This is a genomic window from Staphylococcus sp. HMSC035D11 (assembly GCF_001836075.1).
Classification (GTDB): Bacteria; Bacillota; Bacilli; order Staphylococcales; family Staphylococcaceae; genus Staphylococcus; species Staphylococcus hominis.
In genome coordinates this window covers 1-19,699 of sequence record NZ_KV827265.1, presented here as the reverse complement: position 1 = coordinate 19,699, position 19,699 = coordinate 1, and the positions used below count along the sequence as shown (strand labels likewise).

The 19,699-nt window shown below is 30.5% G+C and carries 17 protein-coding genes; 15 read left to right on the top strand and 2 right to left on the bottom strand.

Annotated elements, in window-relative coordinates; all coding sequences use genetic code 11:
* The coding region (locus tag HMPREF2647_RS07800) for a DUF1542 domain-containing protein (protein WP_176746918.1) at window positions 1-1,737 on the top strand (1,737 nt) is incomplete at its 5' end.
* Between the two features lie 96 nt (window positions 1,738-1,833).
* Here the strand turns inward: HMPREF2647_RS07800 and HMPREF2647_RS07795 are convergent.
* Window positions 1,834-3,090 carry a BaiN/RdsA family NAD(P)/FAD-dependent oxidoreductase gene (locus HMPREF2647_RS07795; protein WP_049379357.1) on the bottom strand — a complete coding sequence of 419 codons (1,257 nt, stop codon included), beginning with the start codon at window positions 3,088-3,090 and terminating at the stop codon, window positions 1,834-1,836.
* A gap of 275 nt (window positions 3,091-3,365) precedes the next feature.
* On the opposite strand from HMPREF2647_RS07795, the gene HMPREF2647_RS07790 reads away from it, so the two are divergent.
* The 7 genes from HMPREF2647_RS07790 to trmB all read left to right on the top strand — a co-directional run bounded on the left by HMPREF2647_RS07790 (window position 3,366) and on the right by trmB (window position 10,336).
* Window positions 3,366-5,003 carry a putative polysaccharide biosynthesis protein gene (locus HMPREF2647_RS07790; protein WP_002455187.1) on the top strand — a complete coding sequence of 546 codons (1,638 nt, stop codon included), beginning with the start codon at window positions 3,366-3,368 and terminating at the stop codon, window positions 5,001-5,003.
* Window positions 5,000-5,686, top strand: a complete 687-nt coding sequence (locus HMPREF2647_RS07785; RefSeq protein ID WP_002488019.1) for a pseudouridine synthase — start codon at window positions 5,000-5,002, stop codon at window positions 5,684-5,686. Before HMPREF2647_RS07790 ends, HMPREF2647_RS07785 begins: the two co-directional genes overlap by 4 nt.
* Window positions 5,687-5,712: 26 nt before the next feature.
* The gene (locus HMPREF2647_RS07780; protein ID WP_002488017.1) at window positions 5,713-6,144 is read left to right on the top strand and encodes a YtxH domain-containing protein; all 432 of its coding nucleotides are present in this window, start codon (window positions 5,713-5,715) and stop codon (window positions 6,142-6,144) included.
* Window positions 6,145-6,287: 143 nt separating this feature from the next.
* Window positions 6,288-7,697: a Cys-Gly-3M3SH dipeptidase gene (gene pepV / locus HMPREF2647_RS07775; protein ID WP_019835470.1), complete on the top strand. Its 1,410-nt coding sequence runs from the start codon at window positions 6,288-6,290 to the stop codon at window positions 7,695-7,697.
* Window positions 7,698-7,700: 3 nt separating this feature from the next.
* Window positions 7,701-8,552, top strand: a complete 852-nt coding sequence (gene dat, locus HMPREF2647_RS07770) for a D-amino-acid transaminase (RefSeq protein WP_070859845.1) — start codon at window positions 7,701-7,703, stop codon at window positions 8,550-8,552.
* Window positions 8,553-8,889: 337 nt separating this feature from the next.
* A complete protein-coding gene (locus HMPREF2647_RS07765; RefSeq protein ID WP_002488010.1) occupies window positions 8,890-9,681 on the top strand; it encodes a phosphotransferase family protein in 792 nt (263 codons plus the stop codon).
* 13 nt (window positions 9,682-9,694) lie between these two features.
* Window positions 9,695-10,336, top strand: a complete 642-nt coding sequence (trmB, locus tag HMPREF2647_RS07760; RefSeq protein WP_002449690.1) for a tRNA (guanosine(46)-N7)-methyltransferase TrmB — start codon at window positions 9,695-9,697, stop codon at window positions 10,334-10,336.
* Window positions 10,337-10,662: 326 nt separating this feature from the next.
* Here the strand turns inward: trmB and HMPREF2647_RS11615 are convergent, their stop codons facing one another.
* Window positions 10,663-10,980, bottom strand: coding sequence for a PepSY domain-containing protein (locus HMPREF2647_RS11615; RefSeq protein WP_070859842.1), 318 nt, complete (start codon window positions 10,978-10,980; stop codon window positions 10,663-10,665).
* Between the two features lie 92 nt (window positions 10,981-11,072).
* Between HMPREF2647_RS11615 and HMPREF2647_RS07750 the strand changes: the two genes are divergently transcribed.
* The 7 genes from HMPREF2647_RS07750 (at window position 11,073) to HMPREF2647_RS07720 (ending at window position 19,557) form a co-directional block, all read left to right on the top strand.
* Complete coding sequence (locus HMPREF2647_RS07750) at window positions 11,073-12,155, top strand: M42 family metallopeptidase (RefSeq protein ID WP_019835467.1); 1,083 nt, start codon at window positions 11,073-11,075, stop codon at window positions 12,153-12,155.
* A 1-nt stretch (window position 12,156) separates the two neighbouring features.
* Entirely contained in the window at window positions 12,157-12,468 is a 312-nt protein-coding gene (locus HMPREF2647_RS07745) for a thioredoxin family protein (RefSeq protein ID WP_002449688.1), read from the top strand.
* Window positions 12,469-12,585: 117 nt separating this feature from the next.
* Entirely contained in the window at window positions 12,586-13,440 is an 855-nt protein-coding gene (locus tag HMPREF2647_RS07740) for a DUF1444 domain-containing protein (protein ID WP_019835466.1), read from the top strand.
* A gap of 28 nt (window positions 13,441-13,468) precedes the next feature.
* The gene (gene ytpR / locus HMPREF2647_RS07735; protein WP_019835465.1) at window positions 13,469-14,065 is read left to right on the top strand and encodes a YtpR family tRNA-binding protein; all 597 of its coding nucleotides are present in this window, start codon (window positions 13,469-13,471) and stop codon (window positions 14,063-14,065) included.
* Window positions 14,066-14,089: 24 nt separating this feature from the next.
* Window positions 14,090-17,647, top strand: a complete 3,558-nt coding sequence (locus HMPREF2647_RS07730) for a DNA translocase FtsK (RefSeq protein ID WP_070859840.1) — start codon at window positions 14,090-14,092, stop codon at window positions 17,645-17,647.
* 21 nt (window positions 17,648-17,668) lie between these two features.
* Window positions 17,669-18,982: a UDP-N-acetylmuramate--L-alanine ligase gene (gene murC, locus HMPREF2647_RS07725; protein ID WP_019835464.1), complete on the top strand. Its 1,314-nt coding sequence runs from the start codon at window positions 17,669-17,671 to the stop codon at window positions 18,980-18,982.
* A gap of 77 nt (window positions 18,983-19,059) precedes the next feature.
* A complete protein-coding gene (locus HMPREF2647_RS07720; RefSeq protein ID WP_002449680.1) occupies window positions 19,060-19,557 on the top strand; it encodes a DUF948 domain-containing protein in 498 nt (165 codons plus the stop codon).
* The last annotated feature ends 142 nt before the right edge of the window (window positions 19,558-19,699 follow it).

Below are 19,699 nucleotides of genomic sequence, written 5' to 3'. Positions count from 1 at the left end.
GAAGAAAAAGAAGCAGCAAAACAAAAAGTTGATGAAGAAGTTATAAAAGCGAAAAATAATATAGATCAAGCTACAACAAATGATGGTGTGAATAATGCTAAAACAACTGGTAAAAATACTATTGAAAATATACAACCAGAAGTAGTTAAAAAATCAGAAGCAAGAAAAGCGATAGATGAAGCAGCAACTCTTAGAAAAAATCTAATTGATCAAGATAATTCGACAACAAAAGAAGAAAAAGACATAGCTAAACAAAAAATTGATGATGAGGTTAATAAAGCTAAAAGAAATGTTGATCAATCAATAAATAATTCCAATGTAGATAATGCACAAATTAATGGTATAAGTGCAATAAATAATATAAATGCGGTAGCTTTGAAAAAAACACAAGCAAAAAAATCTATAGATGATGAAGTAACAGCAAAAAAAGCAGAAATTGATAGTAATCATGAAGCAACGAATGAAGAAAAAGAAATGACAAAACGTAAAGTAGATGAAGCAGCAACAAAAGCGAAACATAATGTTGATCAATCTACAACGAATGATACAGTAGATCAATCAACTCAAATTGGAATTTCAATTATATCTAATATTCAACCAGAGACAATACAAAAATCTTTAGCTAGACAAGCGATAGATGATGAAGCAACAATTAAAAAAGCAGAAATTGAGAATAATCACAATGCAACAAAAGAAGAAAAGGATGTGGCTAGACAAAAAGTAGATGAAGAAGTTATAAAAGCAAAGAATAATATTGCTCAATCTACGACTAATTCTGATGTTGAAATAGCCAAAGAAAGTGGTAAACATGCTATTGATGAAATCCAACCAGAAATAGTTAAAAAATCTGTAGCTAAACAAACTATCGACGAATTAGCTAAACAAAAGAAAGCAGAAATTGATCAAACACCAAACGCAACAAAAGAAGAAAAGGATGCAGCAAAACAAAAAGTAGAAGAGGCAGTAATGAGAGCTAAAAAACTGCTCGAAGGTGCCAATACTAACTCAGATGTCGATCAGACTACAGAGCAAGGTAAACAATCAATTAATAGTATTCAAGTTGAAGTTATTAAAAAAGCAGATGCTTTATCTAAATTAGAAGTGGAATTACAAAAATTAAAAGATAAAGTATCATCTGATCAAACATTTACAATAGATGAAAAACTATTCATAAAACAAAAACTTGATGAATCATATAAAAAAGCAGAAGAAAAAGTAAACCAAGCTCAAACTAATAAACAAGTTGATAATATAAAAATACATTATCTTCAAGAATTTAATAAAATAGTTCTAATCGACAAAGTAAAATTGAAAGCTAAAGCCCAAATTTTTGATGTAGCAAATAAACGTAAAGCGTATATTAAAGGATTAACAAATATATCAGAATATAATAGAAATAAAGCTTATAAACAAATTGATGTTTATGTTATGAAAGCCTTAAATAAATTAGTTGAAAATGTGACTACTAATGATATTAATGAATTAACGAGAGTGACTATTAATGAGATTGAACATGTGAATGTTAAGCAATTTGAAAATAACTTTGGATTGGTTAATGACAACAAAGTTACATTTAATAATTTTAATAATAAATTTAATGTGAATAATAATCATTCAAAATTAAATACTCTACCTTATACAGGTGAAAATGAAAACTCATTATTATCTTTAGCTGAGTTCACATTATTAAGTGGTCTGCTATTATTATTAAAACGAAGAAAAAAAGAAGATAAATAATAAAAAATAAATTCAGTTATCTTCGTATTCAAAATATGAAATAAAAAACACTCCAAAAGTTATAATTTTACTTAACTTTTGGAGTGTTTTTTATTTTTAAGTATATATAAATTGTCTAGCTTCGCTTCCAGCGACGTGGCCGGTAACTAAAGCACTTGTAATATTGTAGCCGCCTGTATACCCATGAATGTCTAATACTTCTCCACATAAAAATAAACCAGGTTGAATTTTTGACATCATTGTTTTAGGCCATATTTCTTTAAGAGAAACGCCACCACCCGTAACAAATGCTCTTTCAATTGAAAGGGTACCATTAACAGTGAAAATGAATTGTTTGAAATGTTCTGCGAGGTGAGTCAACTGTTGATTTGAAAGATGATGAAATGTTGTATTTTCATTAATATTAGCCTGTTCTAGCATAAACAATAAATATCTTTCTTCTATTAAACCACGCAGTGCATTTTTTATATATTTGTCTGGTTCTTCGCTTAAGATTTTCTTTATTTTATTTTCTAAATCTTGTAAAGAAATCTCTGGAAATACATCTAATTGTAATTGTATGTCTTGTTTTTTCTGATTTTTTTGTTCTTTATAAACGAATTGGCTACAACGTAATGCAGCTGGTCCACTTACACCAAAGTGTGTAAAAATCATATCCATTTGATGACTAATACGTTTTTTACCATTTTTCTTTAAAACTGATAATTCTACATCTTTTAAACTTAAGCCTTTAAGTGTTTTATTTTTAATAAAAGATTCACTAGATGTAATAGGAACTTCAGTAGGGAATAATTCAGTAATAGTGTGGCCTAGATTTTTAGCAAATCTGTAGCCATCACCTGTGGATCCAGTTTGGGGGACGCTTGTTCCACCAGTCGCAATAATAACTGTTTTTGATTCAAATTCGCCATCTTGTGTTTTTACTATAAAAGATTGATCATTTTTAGAAATGTCATTAACAACAGTTTCTTCTTTAATTTCAACGTTGTTATTTTTAATTGTATTAACTAAAGTATCAACAATATCTTGTGATTTGTTTGAAACTGGAAACATTCTTCCATGATCTTCTTCTTTTAATTTTATACCACGACTTTCAAAAAATTCTATTATGGATTCGTTATCAAATTTTGAAAATGGACTATATAAAAATTTACCGTTTCCGGGTATATTTTTGATGATTTCTTCGTAAGGTAGACGATTAGTCACATTACATCTACCACCACCAGAAATTTTTAATTTTCTTCCAAGACCTTTTTTCTTTTCGATTAATAGAACCTTACTATTATTTTCACTCGCAGCAACTGCTGCCATTAATCCGCTTGGTCCACCGCCAATGATTATTGTTTGATACATATATTAACCTCCGTTATCATACATCTATATTCTACATAAATACTTATTATTTTGCGAACTGAAGTAGAATTTTGCGTTAAAAAGTGTATTAAATACATAAATAAAAAAATTACAATATTTTTATTTAATAATAGTGAGAAGAAACGATTAAAAAACTTAAAAAGAAACGAGAAACAATAAGTATTTTGTGATATATTTTATAGTAATGCAAGTCCTTAGTTTAGACAGATGTATAACGACATAGTTTGATTAAATTAAAGATAGGAAGATTGAATATGAGTGAAAATAAGGAAATGGTGCGCGGAACCTTTTTAATAACATTTAGTATTTTAATTACTAAAATTCTAGGTGTTTTATTTGTAATTCCTTTTTATGCGATTATGGGTGCAAATGCGGAGGAAAAGTTAGCGCCGTTTAACTATGCTTATGTTCCTTATAATATTGCTATTGCTGTCGCGACAGCTGGAGTGCCTTTAGCAGCTTCAAAATTTGTAGCAAAGTATAATGCAATAGGAGCATATAGAGTTGGACAAAAACTCTATAAATCGAGTTTTATCGTAATGTCGATATCAGGTATTATAGGATTTTTAATATTGTTTTATTTAGCCCCTGATATTGCAGTGATTACTTTAGGTCAAAAAGAAGGAAAAGGTGGATGGACAGTACCAGAGATTACTTGGATTATTCGTATCATCAGTATAGTAGTAGTTTTTATCCCACTATTAGCAACATGGAGAGGGGTATTCCAAGGTTATCAATCGATGGGTCCAACTGCTGTATCTGAAGTTACTGAACAATTAGCCAGAATTATATTTATATTAATAGGTAGTTATTTAGTTTTAAATGTTTTTCATGGTACATATTTACAAGCCAATGGTGTAGCTACATTCGCAGCGGCTGTGGGAGCAATTGCAGGTTTATTTACTCTTTGGTATTACTGGAAAAAACGTAAACCTCACATTCAAAAAATGGTAGAGTCTGATCGTACAGGATTAGACATTTCTTATGGAAGAATGTATAAAGAAATTATTGCATACAGTATTCCGTTTGTAATTGTTAGTTTAAACTTCCCATTATTTAACCTTGTTGATCAATTTACACATAACAATGCACTAGATGCAGCAGGATTCCATGCAAATAAAGATTATTTCTTTACGATATTAAACTTTACAACCAATAAAATTGTAATGATTCCAACATCACTTGCAGCAGGTTTTGCGGTAAGTTTAATACCATATATTACTAAAACATATGCAGAAGGTCGTTTAACTGAAATGCATCGTCAAATTAAAACATCAATCGGTGTATTAATGTATATTACAGTTCCAGCAAGTTTAGGGATAATGGCACTGGCTGCACCTTTATATACAGTTTTCTATCAATATAATCCAGATGGAAACAAAATGTTATTCATCTATGCCCCTGTAGCAATATTAATTTCTTTACTTAGTGTTACTGCTTCGATGTTACAAGGTATAGACAAACAAAAATTGACAGTGTTTGTCATTTTAGGAGCCGTTGTATTAAAGTTAGCACTTAATATTCCATTAATTATGACTTTCCATACTGCAGGAGCAATTTTAAGTACTGCTATTGCATTGAGTTTTGCGATTACAGCAAATTTCTTTATTTTAAAAATATATGCGAAATATGAATTTACAGAAACATTTGTGCAAGTAGCGAAAATTTTTATTTATAGTTTAATCATGATGATTAGTGTGGAAATTGTTTACTTAATTTTAGGTCATTTTGTCCCTGTAGAACGTAAATTTGGAGCAATGATTATATTACTCGTTGGGGTTATTGTAGGTGCTTTAGTGTATGGTAGTATCACAATTAAAAATCGATTAGCTGATCAATTTCTTGGTGAATTACCAGAAAAAATTAGACGTAAAGTTGGATTTTTAAGATGAGATTAGATAAATTTTTATCGAATATGGGAGTTGGCACGCGTACTGAGGTAAAGCAGCTTTTAAAGAAAAATAGTGTCAAAGTTAATGATAAAGTGGAAAAATCACCTAAATACCAAGTGAATCCTGAGCAAGATGAAATTACTGTAGATGGCAAAATAATAGAGTATATTAATCATGTTTATATTATGTTAAATAAGCCTAAAGGATATGTTTCTGCTACTTATGATGATATAAATCAAACAGTGATAGATCTTATTGCTGATTACCGCCATCTTGATATATTTCCAGTAGGCAGATTAGATAAAGATACTGAAGGTTTATTACTTATTACTAATGATGGACAATTTAACCATAATTTAATGAGTCCATCTAAACATGTGTCTAAAACGTATAAAGTAACCTCTAAATATCCTATTAAAAACGAAGATATTATTGCTTTTAAAAATGGAATTGAACTATCAGATGGCAAAGTAAAACCAGCACAACTTGAAAAACTAGATCATAAATTATCTTTAGTTACTATTTATGAAGGAAAGTATCATCAAGTGAAAAGAATGTTTCATTCAATTGATAATGAGGTATTAGAATTAAAACGTCTTAAAATTTCTAATTTGACGTTAGATGAAAACTTAAAATCTGGAGAGTATCGTTTACTAACTTCAGAAGAATTAAAACTTTTATAGTAATAAAAGAGAAAAGGGGTAATATGATGGCTAAAAGTGCAGGTTTATTAAGAATTGTGGCAGGAATTGGTGCTGCAGCGGCTGCAGTAGCATTATCACGTGAAAGTAGCAGAAATAAATTAAAAGCTGAGTATAATAAATATAAAGAAAATCCAGAAGGCTATAAACAAAATGCGAAAGGGCTAGTTAATGATATTAGCTCAAAAGCAAATGAAACAATTCAAAACGTAAAGAATGACCCACAAGGTTATGCAAATCGTTTAAAAAATGATCCTAAATCTTTATTACAAGATGAAAAATCTAAATTCACTAATGTGAATACTAAAAAAAATGATACACATGAATTAGCAGAAGGTAAATTTGATGATGAAGGTGGCGCAACTGTTAATAATAATTTAAGAGTAGTCACTGAAGAAGATTTGAAAAACAATCATAATGCCTTAGACGATAGACATTAAACTTAAATTTTAAAGAAGTGAGAAAATTTTTTCTCACTTCTTTTTTTATATGTACTATGAAATTTTCTGACATCTTGTTGTCATTTAATACTAGATTTATGTAAAATAATAGGTATATCTATTGAAAAGGAAGTTGATCTCTAATGTGGAAAGAAAAAGTACAAGAATATGAAAGTCAAATTATTGAAGATTTAAATGGATTACTTTCAATCAAGAGTGTGAGAGATGATAGTCAAGCTTCAGAGGAAGCACCAGTTGGTCCTGGACCTCGTGAAGCTCTTGATTATATGTATAAAATCGCTCAAAGAGATGGTTTTTCTACCCATGATGTTGATCATATTGCTGGAAGAATTGAAGCAGGTCAAGGTGAAGATGTATTGGGAATTTTATGTCATGTAGATGTCGTTCCTGCTGGAGACGGTTGGGATTCTGATCCATTTAAACCTGTTGTAACAGATGATGCTATTGTGGCAAGAGGTACACTTGATGATAAAGGTCCAACTATCGCAGCTTACTATGCAGTTAAAATTTTAAATGAAATGAATGTAGATTGGAAAAAACGTATTCATATTATTATTGGTACAGATGAAGAATCTGACTGGAAATGTACAGAAAGATATTTCAAAACAGAAGAAATGCCTGCTTTAGGTTTTGCACCAGATGCTGAATTCCCTGCTATTCATGGTGAAAAAGGAATTACAACATTTGATTTAGTCCAAAATGTAAGCTCACATCATACTGATCATTCAGAAGCAAAACTTCTTTCATTTAAATCTGGTCAACGTTATAACATGGTTCCTGATCATGCTAAAGCACATATTTTGGTTGAAAAAAATATGACAGACGTAGTTCAACATTTCGAACATTATCTAGACCAACGTCAACTAGAAGGTGAAGCGGTTGTAGATAATGGTGAATTGATATTAACTGTTGAAGGGAAAGCCGTCCATGGTATGGATCCTTCACTTGGTGTGAATGCTGGTTTATATCTTATTGACTTCCTATCAACTTTGAATCTTAATCAAGCTGCAAAAGAATTCGCTGAATTTAGTAATCGTTATTTACATGAATCTCATTTTGGTGAAAAAATGGGTATGAAGTTCCATACTGATGTTATGGGAGACGTGACAACAAACGTAGGTATCATTACGTATGATAAAGAAAAAGGTGGCAAATTTGGTATCAATTTACGTTATCCTAAAGGCTTCGAATTTGAAACTGCTTTAGAACGTTTTAAAAATGAAATCAAATCTCAAGGGTTTGAAATAGAATTAGGTAAAGTTCAACAACCTCATTTCGTAGATAAAAATGATCCATTTGTACAAAAACTTGTCACTGCTTATAGAAATCAAACAGGTGATATGACAGAACCTTATACAATTGGTGGAGGCACTTATGCACGTAATTTAGACAAAGGTGTTGCATTTGGAGCTATGTTTGAAGATTCAGAGGATTTAATGCATCAAAAGAATGAATATATTACTAAAAAACAATTATTCAACGCAACAAGTATCTATTTAGAAGCAATTTATTCACTATGTGTGGAGGGATAAATAATGACAAAAGTATTTATTAACGGAGAATTTTTAAATCAAGTAGACGCAAAAGTTTCTTATGAAGACCGAGGTTATGTATTTGGAGATGGTATATATGAATATATTCGTGCATACAACGGTAAATTATTTACAGTAACTGAACACTTTGAAAGGTTCCTTAGAAGTGCGAGTGAAATTCAAATCGATTTAGGCTATACTGTCGAGGAGCTAACAGATATTGTAAGACAACTTTTAAAAATCAATGACATTCAAAATGGTGGAATTTATATTCAAGCGACAAGAGGTGTAGCACCAAGAAACCATTCTTTCCCAACTCCAGAAGTTAAACCTGCTATTATGGCATTTGCTAAAAGTTATGATCGTCCATACGACGACTTTGAAAATGGCATTAATGCTGTAACAGTTGAAGATATTAGATGGTTACGTTGTGACATTAAAAGTTTAAATTTATTAGGAAATGTTCTTGCTAAAGAATATGCAGTTAAATATAATGCAACAGAAGCCATTCAACATAGAGATGAAACTGTTACTGAAGGTGCGTCAAGTAATGTGTATGCGATTAAAGATGGCGAAATCTATACACATCCCGTTAATAATTACATTTTAAATGGTATTACTCGAAAAGTAATTAAATGGGTTGCTGAAGATTACAACATACCATTTAATGAAGAAACATTTACAGTTGATTTCTTAAAAAATGCAGATGAAGTCATTGTGTCTAGTACTTCTGCTGAAGTAACACCTGTCGTTAAGATTGATGGCGAAATTGTAAATGATGGTAAAGTAGGTCCAATTACTAAAAAATTACAAGAAGGATTCGAAAAATATATTGAATCAAAAAGTATCAATTAACTTTAAATTTCTTCAACGATGATGTATATGATATGTTATAATATTTATAAAGCATTCGGGATTTTAGCTTTTTCATACTAGTAAAATGTATCATTTTGTTTCTCATTTTCAGTTGAAAAATTAAGCTAAAAATTATAAAATCATCATTGAGTGATTAAAGAGATAACGTAAAAAATTTAAATGATTTGAAGACATTTAAATAATAATTTTATCAATATAACAAAAACAAAGTTAGAAATATAATCGTTAGATAAAAAGCGATGATTAAATTAGATATATGGCTCTTGAAAAACTATATTTCTCGAGCCATTTTCTAGTTGAAAGTGAGGTGAACGAGTTGGAGCAGTTTTATCAATTAGGGTGGACGCTTGATTCTGCAGGTGGAGCATCTGGAGAAGCGTATATGGCTGAACAAGATGGACAAAAATTATTTCTTAAGCGTAACTCAAATCCATTTATTGCAGCTTTATCTGCAGAAGGTATTGTGCCTAAGTTAGTTTGGACAAAACGTATTGAAACAGGCGAAGTGGTAACAGCACAACATTGGAAAAATGGTAGAGAACTTACACCATCTGAAATGTCTCAAAGAAGAGTTGCTGAACTTCTCAAAAAAATACATGGTTCAAAACCACTACTTAATATGTTAAAACGTATGGAAATGGAGCCTATTACCCCAAATATTATGTTAAAGAAAATTAATGCTTCTTTATCTAGAGACGTATTAACCCATCATATTATTCGAAAAGCATTAACTTACTTGGAAGATCATATTCCTAATTTAGATTCACGTTTCTTTACAGTAGTTCATGGTGATGTTAATCATAATAACTGGTTACTTTCTGATCGTGATGAGTTATTTTTAGTAGATTGGGAAGGTGCAATGATTGCTGATCCAGCCATCGATATTGGTATGCTGCTATACAACTACGTTCCAAAACAACAATGGTCTAACTGGTTTAATACTTATGGTGTTAAAGAAAGTATGGACTTAAATAAACGTATGAAATGGTATACTGTGATTCAATCAATCGGCATGATTCAATGGTATGAAGAACAAAAAAGATTTAAAGATATGAACACATGGCTCAAATTTTTAAATGAGGTAATGAATAGTAATTTATTTATTTAAGGAGATTTAATACATGAGAGTCCGTTATAAACCATGGGCAGAAGATTATTTGAAAGAACATCCTGACCTAGTAGATATGGATGGTTCACATGCTGGCAAAATGAGTGATTGGTTTGATAAGAAACAGCCAATCTATATTGAAATCGGTTCAGGAATGGGGCAATTTATAACTACACTTGCAGAGCAACATCCTGAAATTAATTTTGTTTCTTTAGAACGTGAAAAAAGCGTTATGTATAAAGTGCTTGATAAAGTAAAGGATAAAGGACTCACAAATTTAAAAATGATTTGCAATGATGCAATTGAACTAAATGAGTACTTTAAAGAGAATGAAGTATCTAGAATTTATTTAAATTTCTCGGATCCTTGGCCAAAAAAAAGACATGCAAAACGTCGTTTAACGTATCGCACTTTTTTAGCTCTATATGAACAAATTCTTAAAGAAGATGGAGAAATACACTTTAAAACAGATAATAGAGGTTTATTTGCTTATAGTCTTGAAAGCATGTCACAATATGGAATGTATTTTACAAAGTTAAATTTAAATCTTCATGATGAAGATGATGAAGATAATATATTAACTGAATATGAGAAAAAATTTTCTGATAAAGGTTCCCGTATTTATAGAATGGAAGCCAAATTTCATAAAAATTAATAAATAATATATTAAATCCAACACACGAGCGTAAGAAGCAAATACATTCTTACGCTCGTGTGTTGTTTTATCATTTATTGCTCTTTATGATAAATATAAGTACATATGATAAACATCCATGCAATATATAAGAGAAAAAGAAAAAATTTAGTCCATATTTCATCTAAAAGGATTATTGATTTTTGTATTATCATAGTAATCGTTACTTTACCTTTAAGTTCGAAAATGATAAAAAATTAATAAAAACATCAAACAAATATAATTTAAAATATGAATATGAAGTAAAAAAAGTATTAAAATGTTTTTTAAATATCAAAAAAGTAATATTAATTTTCTTCAATAGTAAGTATTTCACCTGTGTGTACATCAGCATAGAAAGTATACTCTATATTACGGTTGTTTTTATTTTGAGTAATACCACCTTGATAAACAAGACGATTTAAATATTGCTCTTTATTTTGTAAAGGTTCATGAAGAATGTAAGAACCTTTAATATCCATAAAATATGATTTTACTTCCTCTAATATTCTATCCGGATTTTTTACTTTTTTGTTTTTCAATGTACGATAGAGTATAAAAGCCGTAGATGCTCCTATAGTTATTACGATGGGAATGGAGATATATTTTATAGTCTGACAAGTCATAATTATCGAATCTAACCTTTCTATTAATAGTTCTTATTATTAGTTTACCATAATCAAAATGATATAATACATTTAAGGAGCGTGTTTATGTAATGGAAAAAGATAAAACTTTATTTCGTATAAAAACATTAACAGAATTACATGGAGCACCAGGCTTTGAAGAAGAAGTACGTGACTACATGAAACAAGAAATGACACCATTTGTAGATGAAGTGATAACAACTCATATGGGAAGTATTTTTGGTGTAAAAAAATCAAAAAAACAAAATGCAAAGCGTGTGATGATAGCGGCTCATATGGACGAAATTGGCTTTATGATTACGAACATCACTCAAAATGGCATGTTACAGTTTACTAATTTAGGCGGCGTATCTAATGATATATGGCAAGGACAACGACTGCAGGTTAAAAATAGAAAAGGTGAAAAAATTGTAGGTGTAGTTTCGAATATACCAAAACATTTTAGAACAGGTAATGAAGCGGTTCCTGAGATTAAAGATTTAATGTTAGATATAGGAGCAGAAAGTGATAAAGAAGTTCGCTCACGTGGAATAGAAATAGGGGACACAATTGTTCCTTTTACACCATTCACTCAATTATCTGAACATCGATATAGTGCTAAGGCATGGGATAATCGTTACGGTTGTGTCTTAGCAATTGAAATATTAGAATTACTCAAAGATGTAGAATTAGATGTAGATTTATATGTGGGTGCAAATGTTCAAGAAGAAGTTGGATTAAGAGGTGCAAAAGCATCAACTGAATTAATACAGCCAGACATAGCATTCGTTGTAGATTGTTCTCCTGCAAATGATATTAAAGGTAAACAGCAATTATCTGGTCAATTAGGTGAAGGAACATTAATTCGAATTAAAGATGGTACAATGATTCTCTCTCCACGTTTCAGAGACTATCTACTGGAGTTAGTTGATACATTTGATATTCGTTCACAATACTATATTTCACCAGGTGGTACAGATGGGGGAGAAATCCATAAAGCAAATAAAGGTGTACCTACAGCAGTTATAGGCGTATGTGCACGATATATTCATAGTACAGATGCGGTATTTGATATTAGAGACTATTATGCCGCGCGTGAATTATTAAAACAAGCTGTGAGTCACTTAACAAATGAAAACATTTTAACATTACAATTTCAAAGTGAGGAGAAATAATATGATTACATTAGAAACTGAAAAACAATTTGAAGAATTAAAAAATGAACAAACAGTATTTGAATTTACAGCTGGATGGTGTCCAGATTGTAAAGTGATTGAACCAGATTTACCGAAATTAGAAAAAAAATACTCTAATTTTAAATTTGTATCAGTAGATCGAGATAAATTTATAGATTTAGCAATTGAAAATGATATCATGGGTATTCCAAGTTTTCTCGTATATAAAAATGGTGAATTAATGGGAAGTTATATTGGAAAAGAACGAAAATCAATCGAACAAATAGATTCATTTTTAAGTCAATATGTGTAAATGAGTAATTAGGACTTAAATTTTCTTATCTATATGAAAGAATAGCCTAATTTTTCTGTAATTGAAGCTCTTTTTATTGTAAAATATTGTAAGGTGCGAAAATAGGAGTGTTTTAATATGAACGTCTTTCAAATGAGAGATACATTAAAACAACGTTTAGAGCATTTAGACGTTGATTTTAAGTTTGATCGTGAAGAAGAAACATTACGTATATATAGACGAGATAATTTTAAAGGCGTAACTATCAAGCTTAATGCAATTGTAGCAAAGTATGAAGAACAAAAAGAGAAAATCATTGATGAAATTATCTATTATGTTGAAGAGGCCATTGCGCAAATGGATGATAATGGTCTATCTAAAATGAAAGATATTCAAGTTATGCCTGTAATAAGATCAACTAGTTTTGATAAAAAAACTAAAGAAGGTCATCAATTTGTTATTGAAGAACATACTGCAGAAACTAATATTTATTATGCACTTGATTTAGGAAAATCGTACCGATTAATTGATGAAAGTATGTTAAAAACACTAGGTTTAACTTCACAACAAATTAAAGAAATGTCGTTGTTTAATATACGTAAACTTGAGAATAAATATAAAACAGATGAAGTAAAAGGAAATATTTTTTATTTTATCAATTCAAATGACGGATATGATGCGAGTCGTATTTTAAATACAAAATTTTTAAATGAAATTGAAGCTCAATGTGAAGGTGAAATGTTAGTCGCTGTTCCTCATCAAGATGTATTAATTATTGCTGATATACGCAATAAAACAGGCTATGACGTTATGGCACACTTGACGATGGAATTTTTTACTAAGGGACTTGTACCTATAACGTCACTTTCATTTGGTTATAAAAAAGAACATTTAGAGCCGATTTTTATTTTAGGAAAAAATAATAAGCAAAAAAGAGATCCAAACGTTATTCAACGTTTAGAAGCGAATCGTAAAAAATTTAATAAAAAATAACTAATAATACGTCAAAAGGAGAATTTAAATGAATTTATTTTATAATAAAGAAGGCGTAGGGGACGTTGCATTTTTACAAATTGAACCAACAGATGGACCTTTTGAATATGAAATAAAAAATAATGTGGTTGCTATTAAACATGAAAATCAAATTGTTGGATTTAATATTTTCGATTTTTCAAAAGTATATTCAGTTAATAGTAATGGTCATATTAAATTAAATGAAACGGTTGTAGAAGCTATACAGCAATCAATTACAAATGCAGGTTTTGATTATCAACTTGAAGCGGATTTATCACCTAAATTTGTTGTAGGCTATGTAGAAACTAAAGAAAAGCATCCTAATGCAGATAAATTAAGTATTTTGAAAGTTGATGTTAGTAGTGAAAAACTACAAATTGTGTGCGGTGCGCCAAATGTAGAAGCAGGGCAAAAAGTTGTCGTAGCTAAAGTCGGTGCAGTTATGCCAAGTGGCATGGTAATTAAAGATGCTGAATTACGTGGTGTGGCATCAAGTGGTATGATTTGTTCAATGAGAGAATTGAACTTGCCTAATGCACCTCAAGAAAAAGGAATCATGGTATTGTCTGACGATTATAAAGTAGGCAATGCATTTTTTGATTAAAAAAACTAGGAAGGATGTGGAAGTATGAGTTGGTTTGATGAATTATTTGGCAATGATAAACATTCTGATGAAGAATTACTAAGACGAAAAAATAAACGTCGACATAACTCAGAAACACAAAAGAATGGTGAGCATACCTTACTTCCTGAAAATGATGATATCTATGATCGTCCGCGTGGAAAATTTCGTTTTCCTATTGATTTAGGGCAAGATGCTGAAACATATGATGAAGCGGTTTACAGAGAAGTTGATGAAGATGAATATATGTCGCAAAAACCACCTGAAGTTGATAAAGAATTTGGTTATGGCGCTTATAGTTATGATGAAATAGATAATAATGACTATCCTCAAACTTATGATAGTGCAACAGATACTCGAAGACGCAGAAGAAGACAGTATACAAATCATGATGATACTGGAGTGCCTTCAATTAAAGAAAGACCTTCTAATAAACGTAATAAGTCGTTGAATAGTGCACAATTAAATGAAAACAATAATAGAAAAACGACTTCTCAATATCATAAGTATACAAATAATCATTCTCATGTGAAATTACAATCGGAGCGTTTTAAATCAAACTATAAAACGACATCGAATTCTACATATCACCATTCAAGTTTTAGAACTTCAGAAGTACCATCTGCAGTATTTGGTACAAAAAAACGCCGACCAATTGAAAATGGTGTTATCCCTCCATTAAAAGAGAATGAAAATGATGATAATCATAATGACGATAAAAATAATTTAACACAAGATCAAACAGCACAACGAGTATCTGATAATGATGTAAAAACAAATATAAGCAAGTCTAAAAATGAACCGTTGAATCAAACTAAGTATGAAGATACTGATGTTTCAATTATTAATGATCAAAATTCTAATATTTATGAAACTACATCTTCAAAAAGTAAAGTTCCTAATTTTTCTCAAAAAGATAATACGGTGAATATTGAGAATATTTATGCGTCACAAATAGTAGAAGAAATTAGACGTGAAAGAGAAAAAAAAGCACAACAAAAACATAAATTTAAAGAAGCTTTACAGAATAAGCGTCAACAATCATCGGATAGTGATAACGAAATCCAAAAAGTCATTGATGAAATGTATGCAAATCAAGCTAAGCAGTACACTGGAGAGAGTTCTCTAGATCATGAAGAAAATAATGATGAAGAGAGAACGACACATACAGAAGATAGTACTGATAAAATGGAAGACACAAATGAGAATACTACAGATAATCATGTGATTGATGAAGGGACTCAAACTGATTCAAATACGTCTAATTATGATGACGATGACGAGCAGTATCAATATGAAGAAATTGATTTGAAATCTGTCCCAAATATTCAAACTGTTAATGATAAAGATGTAGAAGTACGAGAAGTTAATGATACGACATCTACAGACGAACATAATGATGATCAATTGTCAGAAGATAATCTTAACGTAGCACCTATACATTCAACTAAAGACAAACATCATCATCTTAATAAAAATGAAGATGCTCATTTAAGTAAAGCTAATAAATTGCAAGAAGATAATTATACTTCAAAAGAAGAAGTAGAGGAAGCAAAGTATCATGAGATGAACGTTTCTTCGAATGAAGATATAACTAAACAATCAAATCATAACGATGATGACATTGACCATTCAATTGATAATGCAATTGAAACAGATACTGAGTATGCTTCTGAACAAGTTGAACATAACAATGATTCAGTTCATGACTCATCATCTAACACTGAAGGGGAAAAATTAGAAGATGATGACAAACAAATCGTTGAAAATGAGGATGTTTCATCATCTATTAAATCTTCAATCATTCCGGGTAGTAAACCTTTTAACGTTGTGATGACGCCATCTGACAAGAAGCGTTTGATGGATGCTAAAAAATTCAAAAAAACTAATAAAGTTAGCGTTCCAGAATTAAAACCAGAGACAAAATTGGAACGTAAATCAGTTAGTACACCAAGTTCAAGTCCATCAGTAAAAGCGACTAATAATCATGAAGAGCATATTAAAAAGAATATTAATGAACAATCACTTCAAGATAATCAAGAAGATGAAACGAGTGAACTTTCAAATGTACAAAATGAAAATACACAAGCCATATCTATGACATTAAATACTCAAAATGAAGATCAAGATGAAAACGAGCAATACGAAAGTAAAGCTGCGATTAGAAAAGGTCCTAATATTAAATTACCAAGTCTTGAATTATTAGAAGATCCGGAAATTCATCAAATTGATAACTCATGGATTGAAGAGAAAAAACAAGAATTAAATGATGCGTTTTATTACTTTAATGTTCCTGCAGAAGTTCAAAATGTGACTGTAGGTCCAAGTGTAACACGATTTGAGTTAGCTGTTGAAAAAGGTGTGAAAGTTTCGAGAATTACTGCTTTGCAAGATGATTTAAAGATGGCACTGGCCGCTAAAGATATAAGAATTGAAGCACCTATTCCAGGTACAAGCTTGGTAGGTATTGAAGTACCAAATCAAAATTCTTCAAAAGTAAGTTTAAAATCAATCTTAGAATCACCTAAGTTTAAAGATACTGAATCTAAATTAACAGTAGCTATGGGTAATCGGATTAATAATGAGCCATTATTAATGGATATTGCTAAAACGCCTCATGCTTTAATAGCTGGAGCGACAGGTTCAGGTAAATCTGTATGTATTAACAGTATATTAATGTCATTATTATATAAAAATCATCCAGAAGAGTTGAGATTATTATTGATTGATCCAAAAATGGTTGAATTAGCGCCATATAATGACTTACCACATCTTGTTTCACCAGTTATTACAGATGTTAAAGCAGCTACTCAAAGTTTAAAGTGGGCTGTTGAAGAGATGGAAAGACGTTATAAACTGTTTGCAAAATATCACGTACGCAATATTACTGCTTTCAATAAAAAAGCGTCTTACGAACAACGTATGCCTAAGATAGTCATTGTTATTGATGAATTAGCAGATTTAATGATGATGGCTCCACAAGAAGTAGAACAATCTATTGCTAGAATTGCTCAAAAAGCGAGAGCTTGTGGAATTCATATGTTAGTAGCGACACAAAGACCTTCAGTTAATGTTATTACTGGACTTATTAAAGCTAATATACCAACCCGTATTGCATTTATGGTGTCTTCAAGCGTGGACTCTAGAACTATTATTGATAGTGGAGGCGCTGAAAGACTATTAGGGTACGGTGATATGCTATATTTAGGTAGTGGTATGAATAAACCTATACGTGTACAAGGTACATTTGTATCTGATGAAGAAATTGATGATGTCGTTGATTTCATCAAAGCACAAAGAGAACCAGAATATTTATTTGAAGAAAAAGAATTGTTGAAAAAGACTCAAACTCAAGCACGAGATGAATTATTTGATGATGTTTGTAGTTTTATGGTCAAAGAAGGACATATATCTACTTCATTAATCCAACGACATTTCCAAATTGGTTATAATCGTGCAGCAAGAATCGTCGATCAATTAGAACAACTAGATTATATATCTGGAGCAAACGGCTCTAAACCACGAGATGTATTTATTACTGAGGCAGATTTAAAGAAAGATTAATTTTAAAGGAGTTTTATGGATATGACGCATTATCATTTTGTCGGAATTAAAGGTGCAGGAATGAGTTCATTAGCACAAATTATGCACGATTTAGGACATGAAGTTCAAGGTTCAGATATTGAAAAATATGTATTTACAGAAGTAGCACTTAAAAATAAAGGGATTAAAATTTTACCATTTAGTGTAGATAATATACATGAAGGAATGGTAGTTATTCAAGGTAATGCCTTCCCTGATACACATGAAGAAATTGTTAAAGCACATGAATTAAAGTTGGACGTGATTAGATATCATGATTTTCTTGGTCAAGTCATTAATCAATATACATCGGTAGCAGTTACAGGTGCTCATGGTAAAACGTCTACAACTGGTTTATTATCTCACGTTATGAATGGAGACAAGAAAACATCATTCTTAATTGGCGATGGTACAGGAATGGGCTTACCAGGTAGTGATTATTTTGCATTTGAAGCGTGTGAATATAGACGTCATTTTTTAAGCTATCACCCAGATTATGCAATTATGACAAATATTGATTATGACCATCCTGATTATTTTAAAGATATTGACGATGTTGCTAGTGCTTTCCAAGAAATGGCAAATAATGTAAAAAAAGCGATTATTGCTTGGGGAGATGATGAACATTTAAGAAATCTAAAAGCAGATGTACCTATTTATTATTATGGTCTTAGTAAAAACGATGATGTATATGCAGATAATATACAAATAACTGAAAATGGTACTCAGTTTGATGTGTATATTAATGGAGAATACTATGATCACTTTTTAACACCACAATATGGTAATCATAATGTTCAAAATGCCTTAGCAGTTATTACAATTAGTTATCTTGAAAAAATGGATGTTAATAATATTAAAGAAGCTTTAGAAACATTTGGCGGTGTAAAACGTCGCTTTAATGAAACTTTTGTTTCAAAACAAGTATTAGTAGACGATTATGCTCACCATCCAAGAGAAATTAGTGCTACAATTGAAACAGCACGAAAAAAATATCCAAATAAAGATGTCGTTGCAGTATTCCAACCTCATACGTTTTCAAGAACTCAAGCTTTCTTAGATGAATTTGCTGATGCATTAAGTAAAGCAGACCATGTATTTTTATGTGAAATTTTTGGTTCAATACGTGAAAATACTGGAGAATTAACTATCCAAGATTTAATAAATCGTATTGACGGATCTGCGTTAATCGATGAAAATAGTATTGATGTATTAGAAAAATTTGATAATGCTGTTATTCTATTTATGGGTGCAGGAGATATTCAAAAAATCCAAGGTGCTTATGAAGAAAAAATTGGTATGTCAAAAGAATTCTAATATGTTTATATATAATTATTATGGGTATTTATAATTAATGACTTTTATTTTAAAAGAATATTTAGGAGGCGTTTTTTATGCATTGGATTTTACCAATTGCTGGAATTATTGCTGCAATCGCATTCTTAATTTTATGTATTGGAATTGTTGTAGTTTTAATTTCAGTTAAGAAAAATTTAGATCATGTGGCTAAAACACTTGATGGTGTTGAAGGTCAAGTTCAAGGTATTACTCGTGAAACTACTGATTTACTTCATAAAGCTAATCGCTTAACTGAAGACATTCAAGGTAAAGTTGAACGTTTAAACTCTGTTGTTGATGGCGTTAAAGGTATTGGCGACTCAGTTCAAACTTTAAATAGCTCAGTTGATCGTGTGACTAACTCAATCACACATAATATTTCTCAAAATGAAGATAAAATTTCTCAAGTAGTTCAATGGTCAAATGTTGCAATGGAAATTGCTGACAAATGGCAAAATAGACACTACCGTAGAGGAAGTGCAAACTACAGAGCTAACTCTGTAGCTAATGATGCAAATCAAAATTACACTACAAATGTTGAGAAAAACTTTTAATATGATTCAATCAAATGCACTTAAATGAGGTTTTTACTTGTTTAAGTGCATTTCTTATAGGAGGAATAAACATGAGTAAAAAATATAATCGTGACTCATTTGAAACGAATAACACTGGTAATGATTTACATGGTAGAGGTGC